Annotated in this window: 13 protein-coding genes; 3 read left to right on the top strand and 10 right to left on the bottom strand. The window is 63.3% G+C overall.

Features of this window, described 5'->3' with window-relative positions; translation table 11 throughout:
• Positions 1-5 precede the first annotated feature (5 nt).
• Entirely contained in the window at positions 6-374 is a 369-nt protein-coding gene (gene gcvH / locus FJ492_RS15760) for a glycine cleavage system protein GcvH (protein WP_140752429.1), read from the top strand.
• A gap of 18 nt (positions 375-392) precedes the next feature.
• The gene (gene gcvP / locus FJ492_RS15755; protein WP_140770805.1) at positions 393-3,203 is read left to right on the top strand and encodes an aminomethyl-transferring glycine dehydrogenase; all 2,811 of its coding nucleotides are present in this window, start codon (positions 393-395) and stop codon (positions 3,201-3,203) included.
• Here gcvP and FJ492_RS15750 read toward each other — a convergent pair whose 3' ends face one another.
• The 10 genes from FJ492_RS15750 to cpaB form a co-directional block, all read right to left on the bottom strand.
• On the bottom strand, positions 3,204-4,403 hold the full coding sequence (locus tag FJ492_RS15750) for a GGDEF domain-containing protein (protein ID WP_246676036.1): 1,200 nt from the start codon (positions 4,401-4,403) through the stop codon (positions 3,204-3,206).
• Between the two features lie 149 nt (positions 4,404-4,552).
• Complete coding sequence (locus FJ492_RS15745) at positions 4,553-5,026, bottom strand: tetratricopeptide repeat protein (RefSeq protein ID WP_140718242.1); 474 nt, start codon at positions 5,024-5,026, stop codon at positions 4,553-4,555.
• Positions 5,027-5,163: 137 nt separating this feature from the next.
• The gene (locus tag FJ492_RS15740) at positions 5,164-5,994 is read right to left on the bottom strand and encodes a hypothetical protein (RefSeq protein ID WP_181166666.1); all 831 of its coding nucleotides are present in this window, start codon (positions 5,992-5,994) and stop codon (positions 5,164-5,166) included.
• Between the two features lie 88 nt (positions 5,995-6,082).
• Positions 6,083-7,045 carry a type II secretion system F family protein gene (locus FJ492_RS15735; protein ID WP_140752424.1) on the bottom strand — a complete coding sequence of 321 codons (963 nt, stop codon included), beginning with the start codon at positions 7,043-7,045 and terminating at the stop codon, positions 6,083-6,085.
• 1 nt (position 7,046) lies between these two features.
• Entirely contained in the window at positions 7,047-8,012 is a 966-nt protein-coding gene (locus FJ492_RS15730; protein ID WP_140770802.1) for a type II secretion system F family protein, read from the bottom strand.
• A gap of 5 nt (positions 8,013-8,017) precedes the next feature.
• Positions 8,018-9,439, bottom strand: a complete 1,422-nt coding sequence (locus tag FJ492_RS15725) for a CpaF family protein (protein WP_140718238.1) — start codon at positions 9,437-9,439, stop codon at positions 8,018-8,020.
• A complete protein-coding gene (locus tag FJ492_RS15720; protein WP_140770800.1) occupies positions 9,436-10,644 on the bottom strand; it encodes a response regulator in 1,209 nt (402 codons plus the stop codon). Before FJ492_RS15720 ends, FJ492_RS15725 begins: the two co-directional genes overlap by 4 nt.
• Before the next feature lie 33 nt (positions 10,645-10,677).
• The gene (locus FJ492_RS15715) at positions 10,678-10,947 is read right to left on the bottom strand and encodes a hypothetical protein (protein ID WP_027145011.1); all 270 of its coding nucleotides are present in this window, start codon (positions 10,945-10,947) and stop codon (positions 10,678-10,680) included.
• A 4-nt stretch (positions 10,948-10,951) separates the two neighbouring features.
• The gene (locus tag FJ492_RS15710) at positions 10,952-12,337 is read right to left on the bottom strand and encodes a type II and III secretion system protein family protein (RefSeq protein WP_246672983.1); all 1,386 of its coding nucleotides are present in this window, start codon (positions 12,335-12,337) and stop codon (positions 10,952-10,954) included.
• Between the two features lie 90 nt (positions 12,338-12,427).
• Entirely contained in the window at positions 12,428-13,351 is a 924-nt protein-coding gene (gene cpaB / locus FJ492_RS15705; RefSeq protein WP_246676035.1) for a Flp pilus assembly protein CpaB, read from the bottom strand.
• Between the two features lie 237 nt (positions 13,352-13,588).
• Between cpaB and parE the strand changes: the two genes are divergently transcribed.
• Positions 13,589-15,646, top strand: coding sequence for a DNA topoisomerase IV subunit B (parE, locus tag FJ492_RS15700; RefSeq protein WP_140503540.1), 2,058 nt, complete (start codon positions 13,589-13,591; stop codon positions 15,644-15,646).
• Positions 15,647-15,689: the final 43 nt, after the last annotated feature.

Here is a 15,689-nt window from a genome sequence, read left to right as displayed (position 1 = left end):
CCCCCATGGCAAAGATCTATTTCACCGCCGATCACGAATGGCTCAGCGTCGAGGGCGGCATCGCCACGGTCGGCATCACCGACTACGCGCAGGAGCAGCTCGGCGATCTCGTCTTCGTGGAACTGCCGGAAACGGGAAAGAAGCTCGCCAAGGGCGATACCGCCGTCGTGGTCGAATCCGTCAAGGCGGCCTCCGACGTCTACGCGCCGGTCGATGGCGAGATCACCGAGGCCAACAGCACGCTGTCGTCCGACCCATCGCTGGTCAACTCGGCGGCAACCGGCGCCGGTTGGCTGTGGAAGATGAAGCTCGCCGACGAAAGCCAGCTCGCCAGCCTCATGGATGAGACCGCCTACAAAGCCCATATCGCCTGACATCAGGAATTTACTGACATGACCGCAGCACCCTACCCCTTCTCGGCCCGCCACATCGGGCCCGGCCTTGCCGACGTCAGAGCCATGCTCGCCGTCCTCGGTGTTACCTCGGTCGAGACGCTGATCAGCCAGGCCGTGCCGAGATCGATCCGCCTCGACCAGCCGCTGGCCCTGCCGGACCCGGCCAGCGAAGCCGAAGCGCTCGCCGAATTGTCGACGATCATGGCAAGGAATACCGTGCTGAAGAGTTTTATCGGTGCCGGTTACCACGGCGTCCACGTGCCGCCGGTCATCCAGCGCAATCTGTTCGAGAATCCGGCCTGGTACACCGCCTACACGCCCTACCAAGCCGAGATCAGCCAGGGCCGGCTCGAAATGCTGTTCAATTTCCAGACGCTGGTCACGGAACTGACCGGCCTGCCGGTGGCATCGGCTTCATTGCTCGACGAGGCGACAGCGGTCGCCGAAGCGGTCGGCATCGCGCTACGCCACCACCGCGACAAGCGCACCAAGGTGGCACTCGCCGGCACGCCGCACCCGCAGACGCTGGATGTGGTGCGCACCCGCGCCGAGCCGCTCGGCATCGAGATCGACGGCGAGACGATCGACGACAACACCGCAGCCCTGCTCGTCTCCTGGCCGGACACTTTTGGCGTCTATGGCGACCACAAGGCGGCGATCGAAAAAGCGCGCGCCACCGGCGCCATTATCGTCTTCATCGCCGACCCGCTTGGCCTGACGCTGACCGACGCGCCGGCGAAACTCGGCGCCGATATTGCCGTCGGCCCGATGCAGCGCTTCGGCGTGCCGATGGGCTTTGGCGGCCCACACGCCGCCTATTGCGCCGTCTCCGACAAGCTGACACGGCTGATGCCCGGCCGCCTGGTCGGTCAGTCGACCGACAGCAAGGGCCGTCCCGGTTATCGCCTCGCCTTGCAGACACGCGAACAGCACATCCGCCGCGACAAGGCGACGTCCAACATCTGCACCGCGCAGGCGCTGCTTGCCAATATGGCGACCGCATACGCCATCTGGCATGGCCCGGCGGGCCTGCAGGCGATCGCCGGGCGCATCCATGCGCTGGCCAACCGCCTGGCGAGCGGCCTCAAGGCCGCGGGTGTATCGGTGCTCGGCTCCAGCCGTTTCGATACGGTGACGGTGGAGGTCAAAGGCAAGGCCGCCCGGATCGCCGCCGCCGCCGAAAAGACCGGCCGGCTGCTGCGTGTGCTCGACGCCGACCAGGTCGGCATCAGTTTCGACGAGACCTCGACCGATGCCGACCTCGATGCGATCGTGGCTCTGTTCGACGCCAAGGCTGCTTCTTCCGCCGACAGCACGGTGCCCGGCAAGCCGCGCGGCAAGGAGTTTTTGACCCAGCCGGTCTTCCATGAGAACAAGTCGGAAACCGAGATGATGCGTTTCCTGCGCCGGCTGGCCGACAAGGACCTGGCGCTCGACCGCGCCATGATCCCGCTGGGCTCCTGCACCATGAAGCTCAACGCCGCGGCGGAAATGATGCCGGTGAGCTGGCCGGAAATCGCCAATTTGCATCCCTTCGCGCCATCAGCGCATTCGGCCGGCTACCGCGCCATGATCGGCGAACTGGAGGGTTGGCTGTCGGAGATCACCGGCTTCGACGCCGTGACGTTGCAGCCCAATGCCGGCAGCCAGGGCGAATATGCCGGGCTGCTCGCCATCCGCGCCTATCACCGCTCGCGCGGTGAGGGTCATCGCACCGTCTGCCTGATCCCCTCCTCCGCGCATGGCACCAATCCGGCGAGTGCCGCGATGGCCGGCATGAGCGTCGTCGTCGTGCGCTGCCTGGAAGACGGCAACATCGACATGGACGATATGCGCGCCAAGGCCAACGAGCATTCCAGGAATCTCGCGGCGCTGATGTTCACCTATCCATCCACGCATGGGGTCTACGAGGAAGGCGCGCGCCACCTCTGCGCGCTCATCCATGAGCATGGCGGCCAGGTCTATTTCGACGGCGCCAACCTCAATGCCCTGGTCGGACTTGCCCGTCCCGGCGACATCGGCGCCGACGTTTGCCACATGAACCTGCACAAGACCTTCTGCATCCCGCATGGCGGCGGCGGACCGGGCGTTGGTCCGATCGGCGTCAGGGCGCATCTGAAACCCCATCTGCCCGGCCATGTCACCGAAGGCTCGGCGCATGCCGTGGCAGCCGCTCCCTTCGGCAGCGCTTCCATCCTGCCGATCACCTGGATGTACATCCGCATGATGGGCGCTTCCGGCCTGAAGCAGGCGACCGAGACGGCGATCGTGTCCGCCAATTACGTGGCGACGCGGCTCGCGCCGCACTTCCCGCTGCTTTACAAGGGCAGGAGCGATCGTGTCGCCCATGAATGCATTCTCGATACCCGCGTGCTCAAGGAGAGCGCCGGCATCAGCGTCGAGGACATCGCCAAGCGCCTGATCGACTATGGTTTCCATGCGCCGACCATGTCGTTTCCGGTCGCCGGCACGCTTATGGTCGAACCGACCGAGTCCGAGCCCAAGCGCGAGTTGGACCGCTTCTGCGAGGCCATGATCGCCATTGCCGGCGAGGCGGCGAAAGTGGCCAAAGGCGAATGGCCTTTGGCCGACAATCCGCTGGTCAACGCCCCGCATACATCGGCTGAGGCGCTGGCCGGTCAATGGAGCCACCCTTACTCGCGCCTCGAGGCGGCCTATCCCGCCGGCGACGCCGACACAGCGGCAAAGTACTGGCCGCCGGTATCGCGCATCGACAATGTCGCGGGAGACCGCAACCTGGTCTGCTCCTGCCCGCCGCTGTCGGACTATCTGGGTGCGGCCGAATAGCTACGCGGAGCGCAAGGCCGATTTGACCGGGTCGGCCTTGTCCATGCCTTTGCGGCTGATGACGCAATTTCGCCCCGCACGCTTGGCGGCATAGAGCATGGAGTCGGCCCTGGCCAGCACCTCGTCGAGGGTGCTGCCGTCGGCTTCGCCGAATCCAATCCCGCCGCTGACCGTGCTGCGCAAGGGACCGAGCGGGGTGGGCACGATTTCCGTGCCGAAGGCGACGCCGATCTTGCTGGCAAGATCATAGGCGCGCTCTTCCGTCATCCTCGACATGACGATCGCGAACTCCTCGCCGCCCAAGCGAAAGGCGTCAACCCCGGTCCTGGCATATTTCCTGATGACGGCGGCGAAGCGGCAAAGGACCTGATCCCCGACCGGATGTCCATAGATGTCGTTCGTCCGCTTGAAGTGATCAAGGTCAAACATGACGATCGCCATGAACGGGCCGAAGGTGCGCTCGCCATAAAGCGACGTCAGACCGCGACGGTTCATCAGTCCGGTCAACGGGTCGGTCATGGTCTCGGCCTTGAGCTCGATCTGCGCCTGCAAATGATGGAGCGAAAGCGTCAATGCGCCGAGGCCGGTCATACAGGCCACCGCCACGACCGAGTTGAGGCGTTCGGCCCAATTGTCGGGCGCGACGCCGAGCGTCCACTGCCCTTTGGTCATCAGAACCACGCCGCAGAGGGCAAACGACAGCGCACAGGTGCCGCTCAGGAACGACACCACCAGGAGGATGCGGCGATCATGACTGCCGTTGATCCAGAACATGGCTCCGATCGTCGAGAGCAGCGCGGTGACCGTCGCGTAGGTGATCACGAAACCGATACCGTCAAGGCCCATGAAGGTCACGGCCGCACAGATAGCCATGGCGGCAAATGTCGGAGCAATCGCACGCCTGTGGTCCGGCACACCGAGATATTGCATGGCCGAAATGCAGATAATCAGAAAACCCAGGCTGAGCAGCGCCAGCGCGACCTGGCAAAGCAGCGGATCTGGCTCCCTGGTATAATGCCAGAACAGGATCACATGCGCGACGAGCACGAGAATGCCGCATGCCACCGTCAGCACGAATCTGGCCCGCGGCGCGGTGGCCCAGATCGCTAACATGGTGACACTGAGACAGACGCCCGACAGCGCGGCTGCGAGGAGGAGCGAACTGAAATCCAGCATATCGGGCGGGGGCCTCTCGAGCATCGGCGGTTGCGCCGCATCCTAGGTCAGCGGCAGCCCTCGGACATGTTTTTCAGGCGATCTCTCGACCCAACCTGCGGATACGGTTTACAAAGCGTCGATGCCACCTGTCCCGAAACCGCATCCCTGGCCGGCGCGAGGATCAAACGGCATCAGCCCTTGTTGAGCAAGGCGAGATTGGCGTCGACGACGGCGGGGTCGGCCATGCCGGCCTTCGCCTCCAGCAGCAGCGCCCTGGCCTTCTTCTTGTTGCCGCGCAAAAGTTGCGAATAGCCCATGTTGTTGACGATCTGCGGTTTGCGGCCGGCGACCTTCACAAGCTGGCCATAGGCGCGGTCGGCGAAGTCGAAGCGGCCGAGTTCGTCATAGGAAGCGGCAAGCCCCATCCAAGCCTCGGCATTGTCGGCCTTCAGTTCGACGGCCTTGCGGAAATGCGCTTCGGCAAGACCATAGTTAGCATCGCGAAACTGTGCCTTGCCTTGCGCCAGGTCGGATGTGTCGACATCCTTCGCTGCCGGCCGGATCGCGGTGGTCTTGGTCGTGTCGACGTTATTGTTCGTCGTGCACCCGGTGATCATCAGGACGGCCGCCATCGTGACCACTGCCGCAAATTTTATCTGACGCATACCCTGCCCCGTCACCCGATTTGCCGGGTCGTTCTTCAGGGAAAGACACTACAGCACAGCGATTAAGCTTCGGTGCCGAAATGCGCCCAAGTTTTGGCTTCCGGCACACCAGCCATTAACCATCGCCAGCGGCGTTCTCACGGCTCCAGGGCCTTGAGCGTCGCCGGAAGCTGATAGCGGTTGCCGTCATAGCGCAGCCGGTAAGTCCGCTTCACGGACTTGCCGGGGTGGGATTGGCACTCGCCATTCTTGTCGGGAGCGGGTTCGTCGGTATTCATTCGCGCGGTCACGGTGATATCGTGATAGCCCTGATGGCTCGCCCGGCTCATCGCCAGGCTGACCTGGCTAGAATGAAAGGATCCGGCGCAATTGGAATCGCCTTCGCCGCCAAAGCCGGCCACGTCGAGGCCATCGAGCACCATCCGGAGCGCATCGCCCTCGAGTGCATAGAGTCGCAGGTCGGTTTCCCTGAAGGGATTGGCCTGCGAATGAGTTGCCATGTCGATGCGCAGGCCGAAGGCGGTGATTTTGGGCGCCAGCTGATAGCGGCCTGTATCGAATCCGATGCCGCGGATGGCGATGGCATCATCGTTCATCAGCCCGGGCTGGAGCAGGCGCTGGCGCACCTGCTGGTTGTTCCTGTCGACGACCAGAAGCTCGATATCGCCTATATGCATGTCGTCGACGGATTGGGCGCTGTCGATCAGCGGTACCGCGACCAACAGCAGTTGGTCATGGGCGGGCCAGATCTTGCAGACCAGCCTTGGCGTGTCGTAGCCCGGAGGCGTCAGGGCGATGCTGGTGTGAGGTTCGAGCGTGAACGAGGCGCCGTCAGCGCTCTTGCGGGCCTTGGGATAGGCCTGCTGCACCAAGGCGGCAGCATTGCCGCAATCGCCGGCCGCGGCCTGGGCCGGCGGCAAGCTGGCCGCGGCGAGGCCCAGCAAGAGGGTGGGCAACAGTATTCGCATGGACTTCTCGTTTATTCGCGGACTTTGCGGGTCCGATGTATCACTTCGACGGATGTTTGCATGCCTGATTACGTCGACGCGGCGCCCTTTAGTGACCCGTCATTTTGACGATGATGGGAATGACAGCGATCATCAGAACCACCGGCAGGATGCAGACCACGACCGGCACGGACATCTTTGCCGGCAAGGCATGCGCCTTCTCCTCGGCCAGCGACATGCGCTTGTGGCGCATTTCATCGGAAAACACCCTGAGCGCGCCCGACAGGCTGGTGCCTAGTTCCTTCGACTGCTGCAGGAGCGTGGCAAAGGAGCGTACCTCGTCGAGGCTGAGGCGATCGGCGAGCGCCTTCAGCGCGTCGTCGAGGCTGCGCCCCGCCCGAAGCTCGAGCGATACGAGCTGCAGGTTCTGGCTGAGCGAAGGATAGGTCCTGGCGAGTTCTTTCGAAACGCGCTCGACGCCCGCTTCCATGCTCATGCCGGCATCGGAGCAGACGATCATCAGATCCATGAAATCGGGGAAGCCGTTGCGGTATTCGCGCATCTTTTCCCGCACCTTCTGGGTCAGTACCAGGCCCGGCAGGAAATAGCCGGCAGCGCCCGACAGGATGATGAAGGTCCACCGGCTGGTCATGGTCGCGTCCGGGCTGGCCATCCACCGGTTGAGCACGAAGACGGCGAACGTCGTGCCGATCATTGCCGTGAACCGGATGAGGAAGAACATGCCGACGGCGCGCGGCTCCATGTAGCCGGCCTGGATGAGCTTCAAACGCAGGCGGGCAACATTTTCCGGGTCGCTCTTGGCGTAGAATTCCTGCGCCCTCTTCACCGCTTTTTCGCGCACGACGCCGCTGTTCTTCTTCTGCGCGGGTTCGGGCTTGGCCACCACCGGACCGTGGTCGACCTTGAGCCGGCGCATGACCTCGTTGCGGTCGCCCCTCGCCGCCACCATCGGCCAGGCGACCGCCGCGGCTCCCACGGCCAGCAACAGCATGGCGACCGGCATCAGCGACGTCGGCGCGAGGGAGGCGAGGAATTCGATGACGCCTTGCATGTCAGAACCTGAAGTTCGACATCTTGAACATGATCAGATTACCCAGCATCAGCCAGCTAACCGATCCGCCGATCATGTACCATGTCTTCGGAACGCCCCAGACGTCGCTGTAATATCCCGGCATCATGGCCATGATCGCGGTGAACAGCAGCGCCGGCACGGCCGTCAAAATGTAGGCCGACAGGCGGCCCTCGCTCGAAATGGCCCGCACCTTGCGGCGCAACTTGCCGCGTTCGCGGATCGTCGTCGACAGCCCATCGAGGATTTCGCGCAGATTGCCGCCCGAGCTGGTCTGGATCGAGACGGCGGTGACGAACAGCGGCAAATCCTCGTGGCCGACCCGGTCGAAAAGCGAGTTCAGCGCCGAGACAAGGTCGGAGCCATAGGTGACTTCGTCGGCAATGACGCCGAATTCCGTGCCGATCGGATCGGGCATCTCGCGCGACACCATGGCAATGGCCACCGGCACCGGGTGACCGGCCTTGAGGCCGCGCGTGATCAGTTCCAGTGCCTCGGGCAGTTGGATGCCGAAACGCTTGAGCCGGCGCTTGCGCATGGAGCGCATCGCCATGATCGGCAGCAGCGGCATCAGCACGACAACCAGGATGAGCCCCATCAACAGCGGCAAGCCGCGCGAGATGGCGAACAGGGCCACGGCCATCGCCACGCCGCAGGTGATCATCAGGAATTTCGAGAGCGGCATGACCATGCCCGACTGCGTGCGCAGGGCACGGAACCGGCCGGGCGAGAACAGCGACGTTCCCGCGTCGAGACCGCGCTCCTTGCGCAGCTGGATCAGCACCTGTTCCTGGCTGATCTTGTTTTCCTGCAGCTTCATACGCCGGTTGATGGCGGTTCGCTTGTCGCTACGACCGGCATAGAGCAGGTAGACCGCTTCGGCGACCATGATGCCGGTCAATGCGGCCCCGGCATAGACGACATAGATCGCGCTGAACCCATCGAACACCCCGGCTACTCCTGCGGCCGGCCGGGTTCGAAATAACGTCCGGGAAACTCGATGCCCATCGCGCGCAGATCTTCCAGAAAACGCGGTCGTATGCCGGTCGCCTCGTAGTAGCCAAGGATCTTGCCATCAGCCTCCATGCCGGTGCGCACGAAGCGGAAGATCTCCTGCATCTGGATGACATCGCCTTCCATGCCGGTCACCTCGGCGACGCTCGTCACTTTGCGCTTGCCGTCGGAAAGCCGGGTCAGTTGGACGATGATGTCGATGGCGCTTGCGATCTGGCTGCGGATCGACTGCACCGTCATTGGCATGCCGGTCATGCCAAGCATCTGCTCCAGGCGCGAAATACAATCACGTGGCGTGTTGGCGTGGATGGTCGCCATCGAGCCTTCGTGGCCGGTGTTCATCGCCTGCAGCATGTCGAAGGCTTCCTCGCCGCGGCACTCGCCGAGGATGACCCGGTCGGGACGCATGCGCAGCGCGTTCTTGACCAGGTCGCGCTGTTTGAGCTCGCCATGGCCTTCGATGTTGGCGGGGCGTGTTTCCATGCGCGCGACGTGCGGCTGCTGCAATTGAAGCTCCGCCGCGTCCTCGATGGTGATCAGCCGCTCGTCTTCCGGAATGAAGGCCGACAGTGCGTTGAGCATCGTCGTCTTGCCGGTGCCGGTACCGCCCGAAATGATTGTCGTCTTGCGGGCATGCACGGCCGCCGCCAGCACTTCGGCCATGTTCTGTGTGATGGCGCCGAATTCGACCAGCCTGTGCAGGCCAAGTTTGTTCTTGGAGAACTTGCGGATCGACACCAGCGGGCCATCGACGGCCACCGGGCGGATGGCTGCGTTGAAGCGCGAGCCGTCCAGCATGCGAGCGTCGACCATCGGCTGCGATTCGTCGACCCGGCGGCCGACGGCGGCCACGATCTTGTTGACGATTCTGAGCAGATGCGCCTCGTCTTTGAACGGGATATGGACCTGCTGCAGCTTGCCCTTCTTTTCGACGAAACAGTTCTGATGACCGTTGATCAGGATATCGTTGATGTCGGGATCCTTGAGCAGCGGCTCGAGCGGGCCGAGGCCGACCATCTCGTCGACGATATCGTCGACCAGCGCGTCGAGTTCGGCGGTGTTGATCGCCATCCGCTCCTGGCGGGTCTTTTCCGACACGAAATCATGCACTTGCCGGCGCATCTCATCCTTAGGCAAGCGCTCCAGCGCGACCAGATTGATCTCCTCGAGCAGCATCCGGTGGATGCGCACGCGGGCATCGAGCACCTTGTTGGCATTCTTTGCCGGTGCTGCTTCCGGTTTCGCTGGCAAAGCCTTTCGGCTGGTCGGGATGACGACGGCATGATGCGCGACCGGTGTTGATTCCGCCGGACGCTGCGGGCGCGCGTCACGGTTCTGCAGGGTTGAGAAACGGCTGGTCATCCAGCTTTCCTTTTCAAGAGGCCCCTACCGAAACCGAACAGTGACTTCGACTTGCTCGCCGTCGCCACTGCCTCTTCCGGGAGGATGATCTTCTTCAGGTCGTTGACGACATTGGCATTGGGATCGATCTCGTGCAGCGGCACGCCGCGATCGACCGCCTCGCGCACCAGCCGGTAGTTGTTGGAGATGCCGCCGACAAAATGCTCGCCAAGGATTTCCTGGACATCCGCCTGCTTGATGCCGTTGTCGAACATCTTCTGCTCGAAACGGTTGACGATCACGTTCGGCTTCACTTCCTTGCCCGCGGTCTCGTAGACGGCCTGGATCAGCCGCTGCGTATGGCGCAGGCACGGCACCGTCATTTCGGCAACGATGTAGAGCTTGTTGGAACCGAGCAGCACCGTTTCCGTCCACGGAAACCAGGTGCGCGGCATGTCGATGACGACATTGTCGAAATAGGCCGAAACGAGGTCCAGCATGCGCACCACGACATCGGTCTTGAACGAGCGCATTTCAGCCGGATGCGTCGGCGCCGCCAGCACGCAAAGTCCGCTGGCGTGCTTGGACAGCATCACATCGAGCAATTGCCGGTCGAGGCGCTCGGGCTGGTTCTCGATCTCGGTGATGTCGAAACGCGGCTCCAGATCGAGATATTCGGCGCAGGCACCTTGCTGGAAATTGAGGTCGACCACACAGGTCGAGGCGCCGCGCGTCACCGAATGATGCAGCTGGAACGCGGTCTGCAGCGCCAGCGTCGTGGTGCCGACGCCGCCGGCGGCGGGCATGAAGGTATAGATCTGCGATTCGGTGTTTTCCTCGCGCCCGGGCCCCTGCAACGCTCGCACGACCGAACGCACGAGGTCGGCCGTGGTGATCGGCTTGACCAGGAAGTCGGCGACCTTGAGCTGCACCAGGATGCGCACGGCGGCGGCGTTGAACTCCTGGGTGACCACGACCACCGGTGCCTTGCCCTCGAGCCGGCGCATGACGCGCTGCAGGGACTCGATTTCTTCCAGTTTCGCCGCATCCATGTCGACGATAACGACGCCGAACTCGGCTTCCTGGACCTCGCCGCGCAGCTCGGTGACGTTCTTCTCAACCGTCATGAGCTGGATGATCTCGGAGGCGGCAAAGGCGGTCTTCGTGTCCTGCGCGAAGGTCCGGTCTGTCGATACGAGCAGGATCTTCTTGGTGCTGTTTGCCATTCTCGCCGCCTGTGAGGTCGATCGCCGTCTGGATCAGTTGCCGGTGGTGGTTTGCGCTGCCTTGGCGCCGGCCGCCTGATCGGGTGTGACCGGTTCGGCGGTTCCGCGCTTGGCGGGCACGAGAAGCCTCGTGTTCTGGACCCCATACTTCCACGGGTCCACCATCTGCATGACGGTGTTGGCCGCCTGCGCCTCACCGGCGACTGACGTCACGCCTTCGCTGCGCAGATAGTCGTCGCTGGTGCAGCCGCTTGCCAAACCGGCAAGAAGCAGGGCGATGCTCGATCTCAGGACCAGACGCATGATTTCAGTCCTTCGGCAGGTCGAGGAAATGACCGACTTTAGTCGCGGAAGCGCCCCGCACGGCGCTGCCGTCAGCCAGCGCCAGCGCACGGTTGGTGTCCGACGCCTTCACCTCCTCGGTGTTGTTGAGGAAATAGTCGACGTTGCTGGCGGGCTGCGTGCCATCGGTCGGCACAGCCAATTTCTTCGACGGGTCGACCGGCTTGACCAGATAGGGTGTGACGATGATGACCAGGTCGGTCTCGCGCCGCTGATAGGATTTCGACGAGAACAGCGACCCCAGCACCGGCATCTTGCCGAGACCGGGAATGCGCGACGTGGTGATGTCGTTCTGGGATTGCAGCAGCCCGGCGATCATGAAGCTCTGGCCGTTCTTCAGGTCGACCGAGGTCTTGGCGCGGCGCACGATGAACCCCGGCACCGAAATGTTGCCGATATTGTAGGACGCCGAAGCGTCGATCGAGGAGACTTCCGGCGCGATGTCGAGGCTGACCAAGCCGTCCTTCAGCACGGTCGGCGTAAAGTCCAGGCTGACGCCGTATTTCTTGTAGCTGACGGAGATCTTGCCATTGTCCTCGGAAACCGGGATCGGGAATTCGCCGCCGGCAAGAAAGCTCGCCGTTTCGCCGGATCGGGCAATCAGGTTCGGTTCGGCCAGCCTTCGGGCAAGGCCGCGCTCCTCCAACGCCTTGATGGCGATGTCGATCGAGACGCCATTGGACAGCAGCCGGCCAATGATCTCGCCAGTCCCCGCCGCCGGCACCGAGCCCGGATCGAGAGAGACATCGCGACCGCCGAAGCCGTAGGCGAAATTGGCGCTGTATTTCGCGCCCAGGTCCTGCCCGGCCTGGCGGTTGATCTCGACGAAGCGGACATTGAGCTGGACCTGCTGCGACGAGGAGATATTGACCGAATTGATCACCTCCTCATTGCCGGAGAAGCGGGTGGCGATCTTGTTGGCCTTTTCGGCGGCGACCGCGTCATCCGCCTCGCCCGACAGCACCACGCGGCCATTGGCCGAGCCGACCTTGATCTTGGCGTCCGGCACGCTGGCACGGATGGTGCTCGCCAATTGGTCGGTGTCGAGCGTCACTTCGATATCTACGGTGCCGACGAGCTGCTTCTTCTCGTCGAACAGCGCAATGCCGGTGGTGCCGAGATTGTTGCCCAGCACATAGAAGGATTTGTCGGTCAGCGGGTTGACGTTGGCGATCTCCGGATCGCCGATGACGATCTGATAGAAGGCCGCGCTCGTCATGATCGTCTTGGGCTTGCCCTTCGCGACCTTGATCGAGGCATTCCTGGTCGACGAGACATAGACGATGTCGTTGTCCGCCCTGGCCGCGCCAACGAAGGCGAGCATGCCGCTAGCGGCCAGTGAAGCCGCCATGGCCAAGGCGCGCACGAAACGCAACAGATTCGTCATTCGATATAGGGTGTGCATCACCATGATCCCGTCCCGCCCGGTCCCCACCGGTCTTTACTTCTGGTCCCGCGAAGGGACTTGGTATTCCTCGGCCTGCGTGCCGCGCGTCACGATGACCGTCTTGAATTTCGGCTTCTCCGGCTCCTTGGCGATGGCATCGAACAAGGAGCCGGCGGCGGCCTGGGCATTGGAAGCCACGGATCCGCCGAAGGACGAGATGGTGGTGACGCCGTTCTTGCCGTCGCCGCCTTCGCTGGCGGAGCGCAGCGACAGCGACAGCGTGCCTACCGTGCGGGCAAGCGCCACTTTCTGCGCGCCTTCGGTCGTCACCTCGAGGGTCACGGAATTGGCCACCTGCGGCGTCGTCTGGCGCTCGTCGGCGCCCTGCCCGACGCTCAGCACCTTGGCGTCGGCAACGACGATCTCCGAGGTGATGGTCGAGCCGGCCGCGCCTTGCGCGTTCTTGGCGACTTCCTGGATTTCGCCGGCATCGCGGGTGAGCACGACATCGACCCGGTCGCCCGGCGTGACGAAGCCACCGACCCCAGCGATCTCGTCGGTGCGGATGGTGACCGCCCGCATTCCGGGCGTCAGCATATTGGACAGCGTCGCGCGACCGTTCGGTCCCGACAGCTTGGAGAGCAGCAACGGCTCATTGACCTCGATCGGCGACAGCACGACCCGGCCCCCTTCGCCGAGCAATCCATCGATGGTGGCAAAGGCCCCCTGCGGCAGGGACTCCTGCGGCCACGGAATTTCGCTGAGCTTGGCGCGGTCGAGCTCCATGCCATAACGCAACGGCGCATTGGCCACCACGATGGTCTTGAACTCTATTTTGGGTGCTGGAGCGGAGATCGACGCCGTTTTCTCCTGGGCATCGGCCTTGGCCTGGCTCTTGACCCAGAAATCCGCGGCAAAGATCGAGATCGCGCCGAAAACGGCGGCGATGCCGATCATCGTTATGGCCTTGCCCCTCACGCCGAAACCCCTGATGCCCGTCGTTTCTTGTTATGTTGGGCTCACGCTAGTCCGCATTGGTAAAGAATCGGGAATCTTGTGCGGTGGCATTCGACCGATTTCCGCCTGCTTGGTTATCGAATGGTTTTAGAGTAAGAGGGGTTAAATCCCCGAACGTAACAGGAACCTCCGTCGCCTGGCGCCGAAAAGCGTGGCAGTATCGACGGGTGATTCGCAGCACCGGACCCTATGGTTGGCATGGACGACAACAACGATCTCTTCGGCAATGTGGGCAAGCAGCAGCAACCGGTTCGCACGCCGGCGCGCCCGGCCGACCCGCTGGTGCAAGCGGCCGCCAGGCGCCCGGCCGCTGCCAAGGATGGCAGCGAGGGGTACAGCGCCGCCGACATCGAGGTGCTCGAAGGCCTGGAGCCGGTGCGCCGGCGGCCGGGCATGTACATTGGCGGCACAGACGACAAGGCGATGCACCATCTGTTCGCCGAGGTCATCGACAATTCGATGGACGAAGCGGTTGCCGGCCACGCCACCTTCATCGATGTCGAGCTTTCAGCCGATGGTTATCTCACTGTCACCGACAATGGCCGCGGCATCCCGGTTGATCCACATCCGAAATTCAAGAAGCCCGCGCTCGAAGTGATCATGACGACGCTGCATTCGGGCGGCAAGTTCGATTCCAAGGTCTATGAGACATCAGGTGGCCTGCACGGCGTCGGCGTTTCCGTCGTCAACGCCCTGTCGGATCATCTCGAAGTCGAAGTCGCGCGCGGCCGCCAGCTTTATCGCCAACGCTTTTCACGTGGCATTCCGATAAGCGGTCTGGAGCACCTGGGCGAGGTGCACAACCGCCGCGGCACCAGGACGCGTTTCCACCCCGACGAGCAGATTTTCGGCAAAGGCGCGGCATTCGAGCCGGCGCGTCTCTACCGCATGACGCGTTCGAAGGCCTATCTGTTCGGCGGCGTCGAAATCCGCTGGACCTGCGATCCCTCCCTGATCAAGGAAAAGGATCAGACACCGGCCAAGGCGGAATTCCATTTCCCCGGCGGCCTCAAGGATTATCTGAAAGCGTCGCTCGGCGACGAATTCCAGGTGACGCGCGAAATCTTCGCCGGCAAGAGCGATAAGCAAGGCGGCCATGGCTCGCTCGAATGGGCGGTGACCTGGTTCGGCGGCGACGGCTTCATCAATTCCTACTGCAACACCATCCCGACCGGTGAAGGCGGCACCCACGAGGCCGGCTTCCGCAACGTGCTGACGCGCGGCCTGCGCGCCTATGCCGACCTCGTCGGCAACAAACGCGCTTCGATCGTCACCTCGGAAGACGTCATGATCTCGGCCGCCGGCATGCTGTCGGTGTTCATCCGCGAGCCGGAATTCGTCGGCCAGACCAAGGACAGGCTGGCGACGATCGAAGCGATACGCATCGTCGAGACCGCGATCCGTGACCCGTTCGACCATTGGCTGGCCGACAATCCGCAGGAAGCCTCGAAGCTGCTCGACTGGGTGATCGCGCGCGCCGATGAGCGGGTGCGCCGCCGCCAGGAAAAAGAGGTGTCGCGCAAGAGCGCTGTGCGCAAGCTGCGCTTGCCGGGGAAGCTCGCCGATTGCACGCAGAACGCGGCGGCAGGTGCTGAACTCTTCATTGTCGAAGGCGATTCCGCGGGCGGCTCGGCAAAGCAGGCGCGCGACCGCGCCAGCCAGGCCGTCTTGCCGCTGCGCGGAAAAATCCTCAACGTCGCCAGCGCCGGCAATGACAAGCTGGCCGCCAACCAGCAGATATCGGACCTGATCCAGGCGCTCGGCTGCGGCACGCGGTCAAAGTACCGTGACGAGGATTTGCGCTACGACCGCGTGATCATCATGACCGACGCCGACGTCGACGGCGCCCACATCGCTTCGCTGCTGATCACCTTTTTCTACCAGGAGATGCCGGCGCTGGTACGCGGCGGCCATCTCTACCTGGCGGTGCCGCCGCTTTACTCGATCAGGCAAGGCGGCAAGGTCGCCTACGCCCGCGACGACGCGCACAAGGACGAGCTTCTGCGCACCGAATTCACCGGGCGCGGCAAGGTCGAGCTCGGCCGCTTCAAGGGCCTGGGCGAGATGATGGCTGCGCAGCTCAAGGAAACCACTATGGACCCGAGAAAGCGCACGTTGCTCAGGGTCGATGTGAACGAAATCGATTCTGCCACCAAGGACAGGGTCGATGAGCTGATGGGCACCAAGCCCGAAGCTCGCTTCCGCTTCATCCAGGAACGCGCCGAATTCGCCGAGACGGAAGTGCTGGATATCTAGCCGCTGGCGAATTTAGCTTGCGTTCCTGACATGGAGACCAGCA

Origin of the sequence: Mesorhizobium sp. B2-5-4 (assembly GCF_006441095.1) — a bacterium.
Lineage (GTDB): Bacteria > Pseudomonadota > Alphaproteobacteria > Rhizobiales > Rhizobiaceae > Mesorhizobium > Mesorhizobium salmacidum.
Note: the sequence above shows the minus strand (reverse complement) of the source record. Positions and strands in the feature narration are given on the sequence as shown.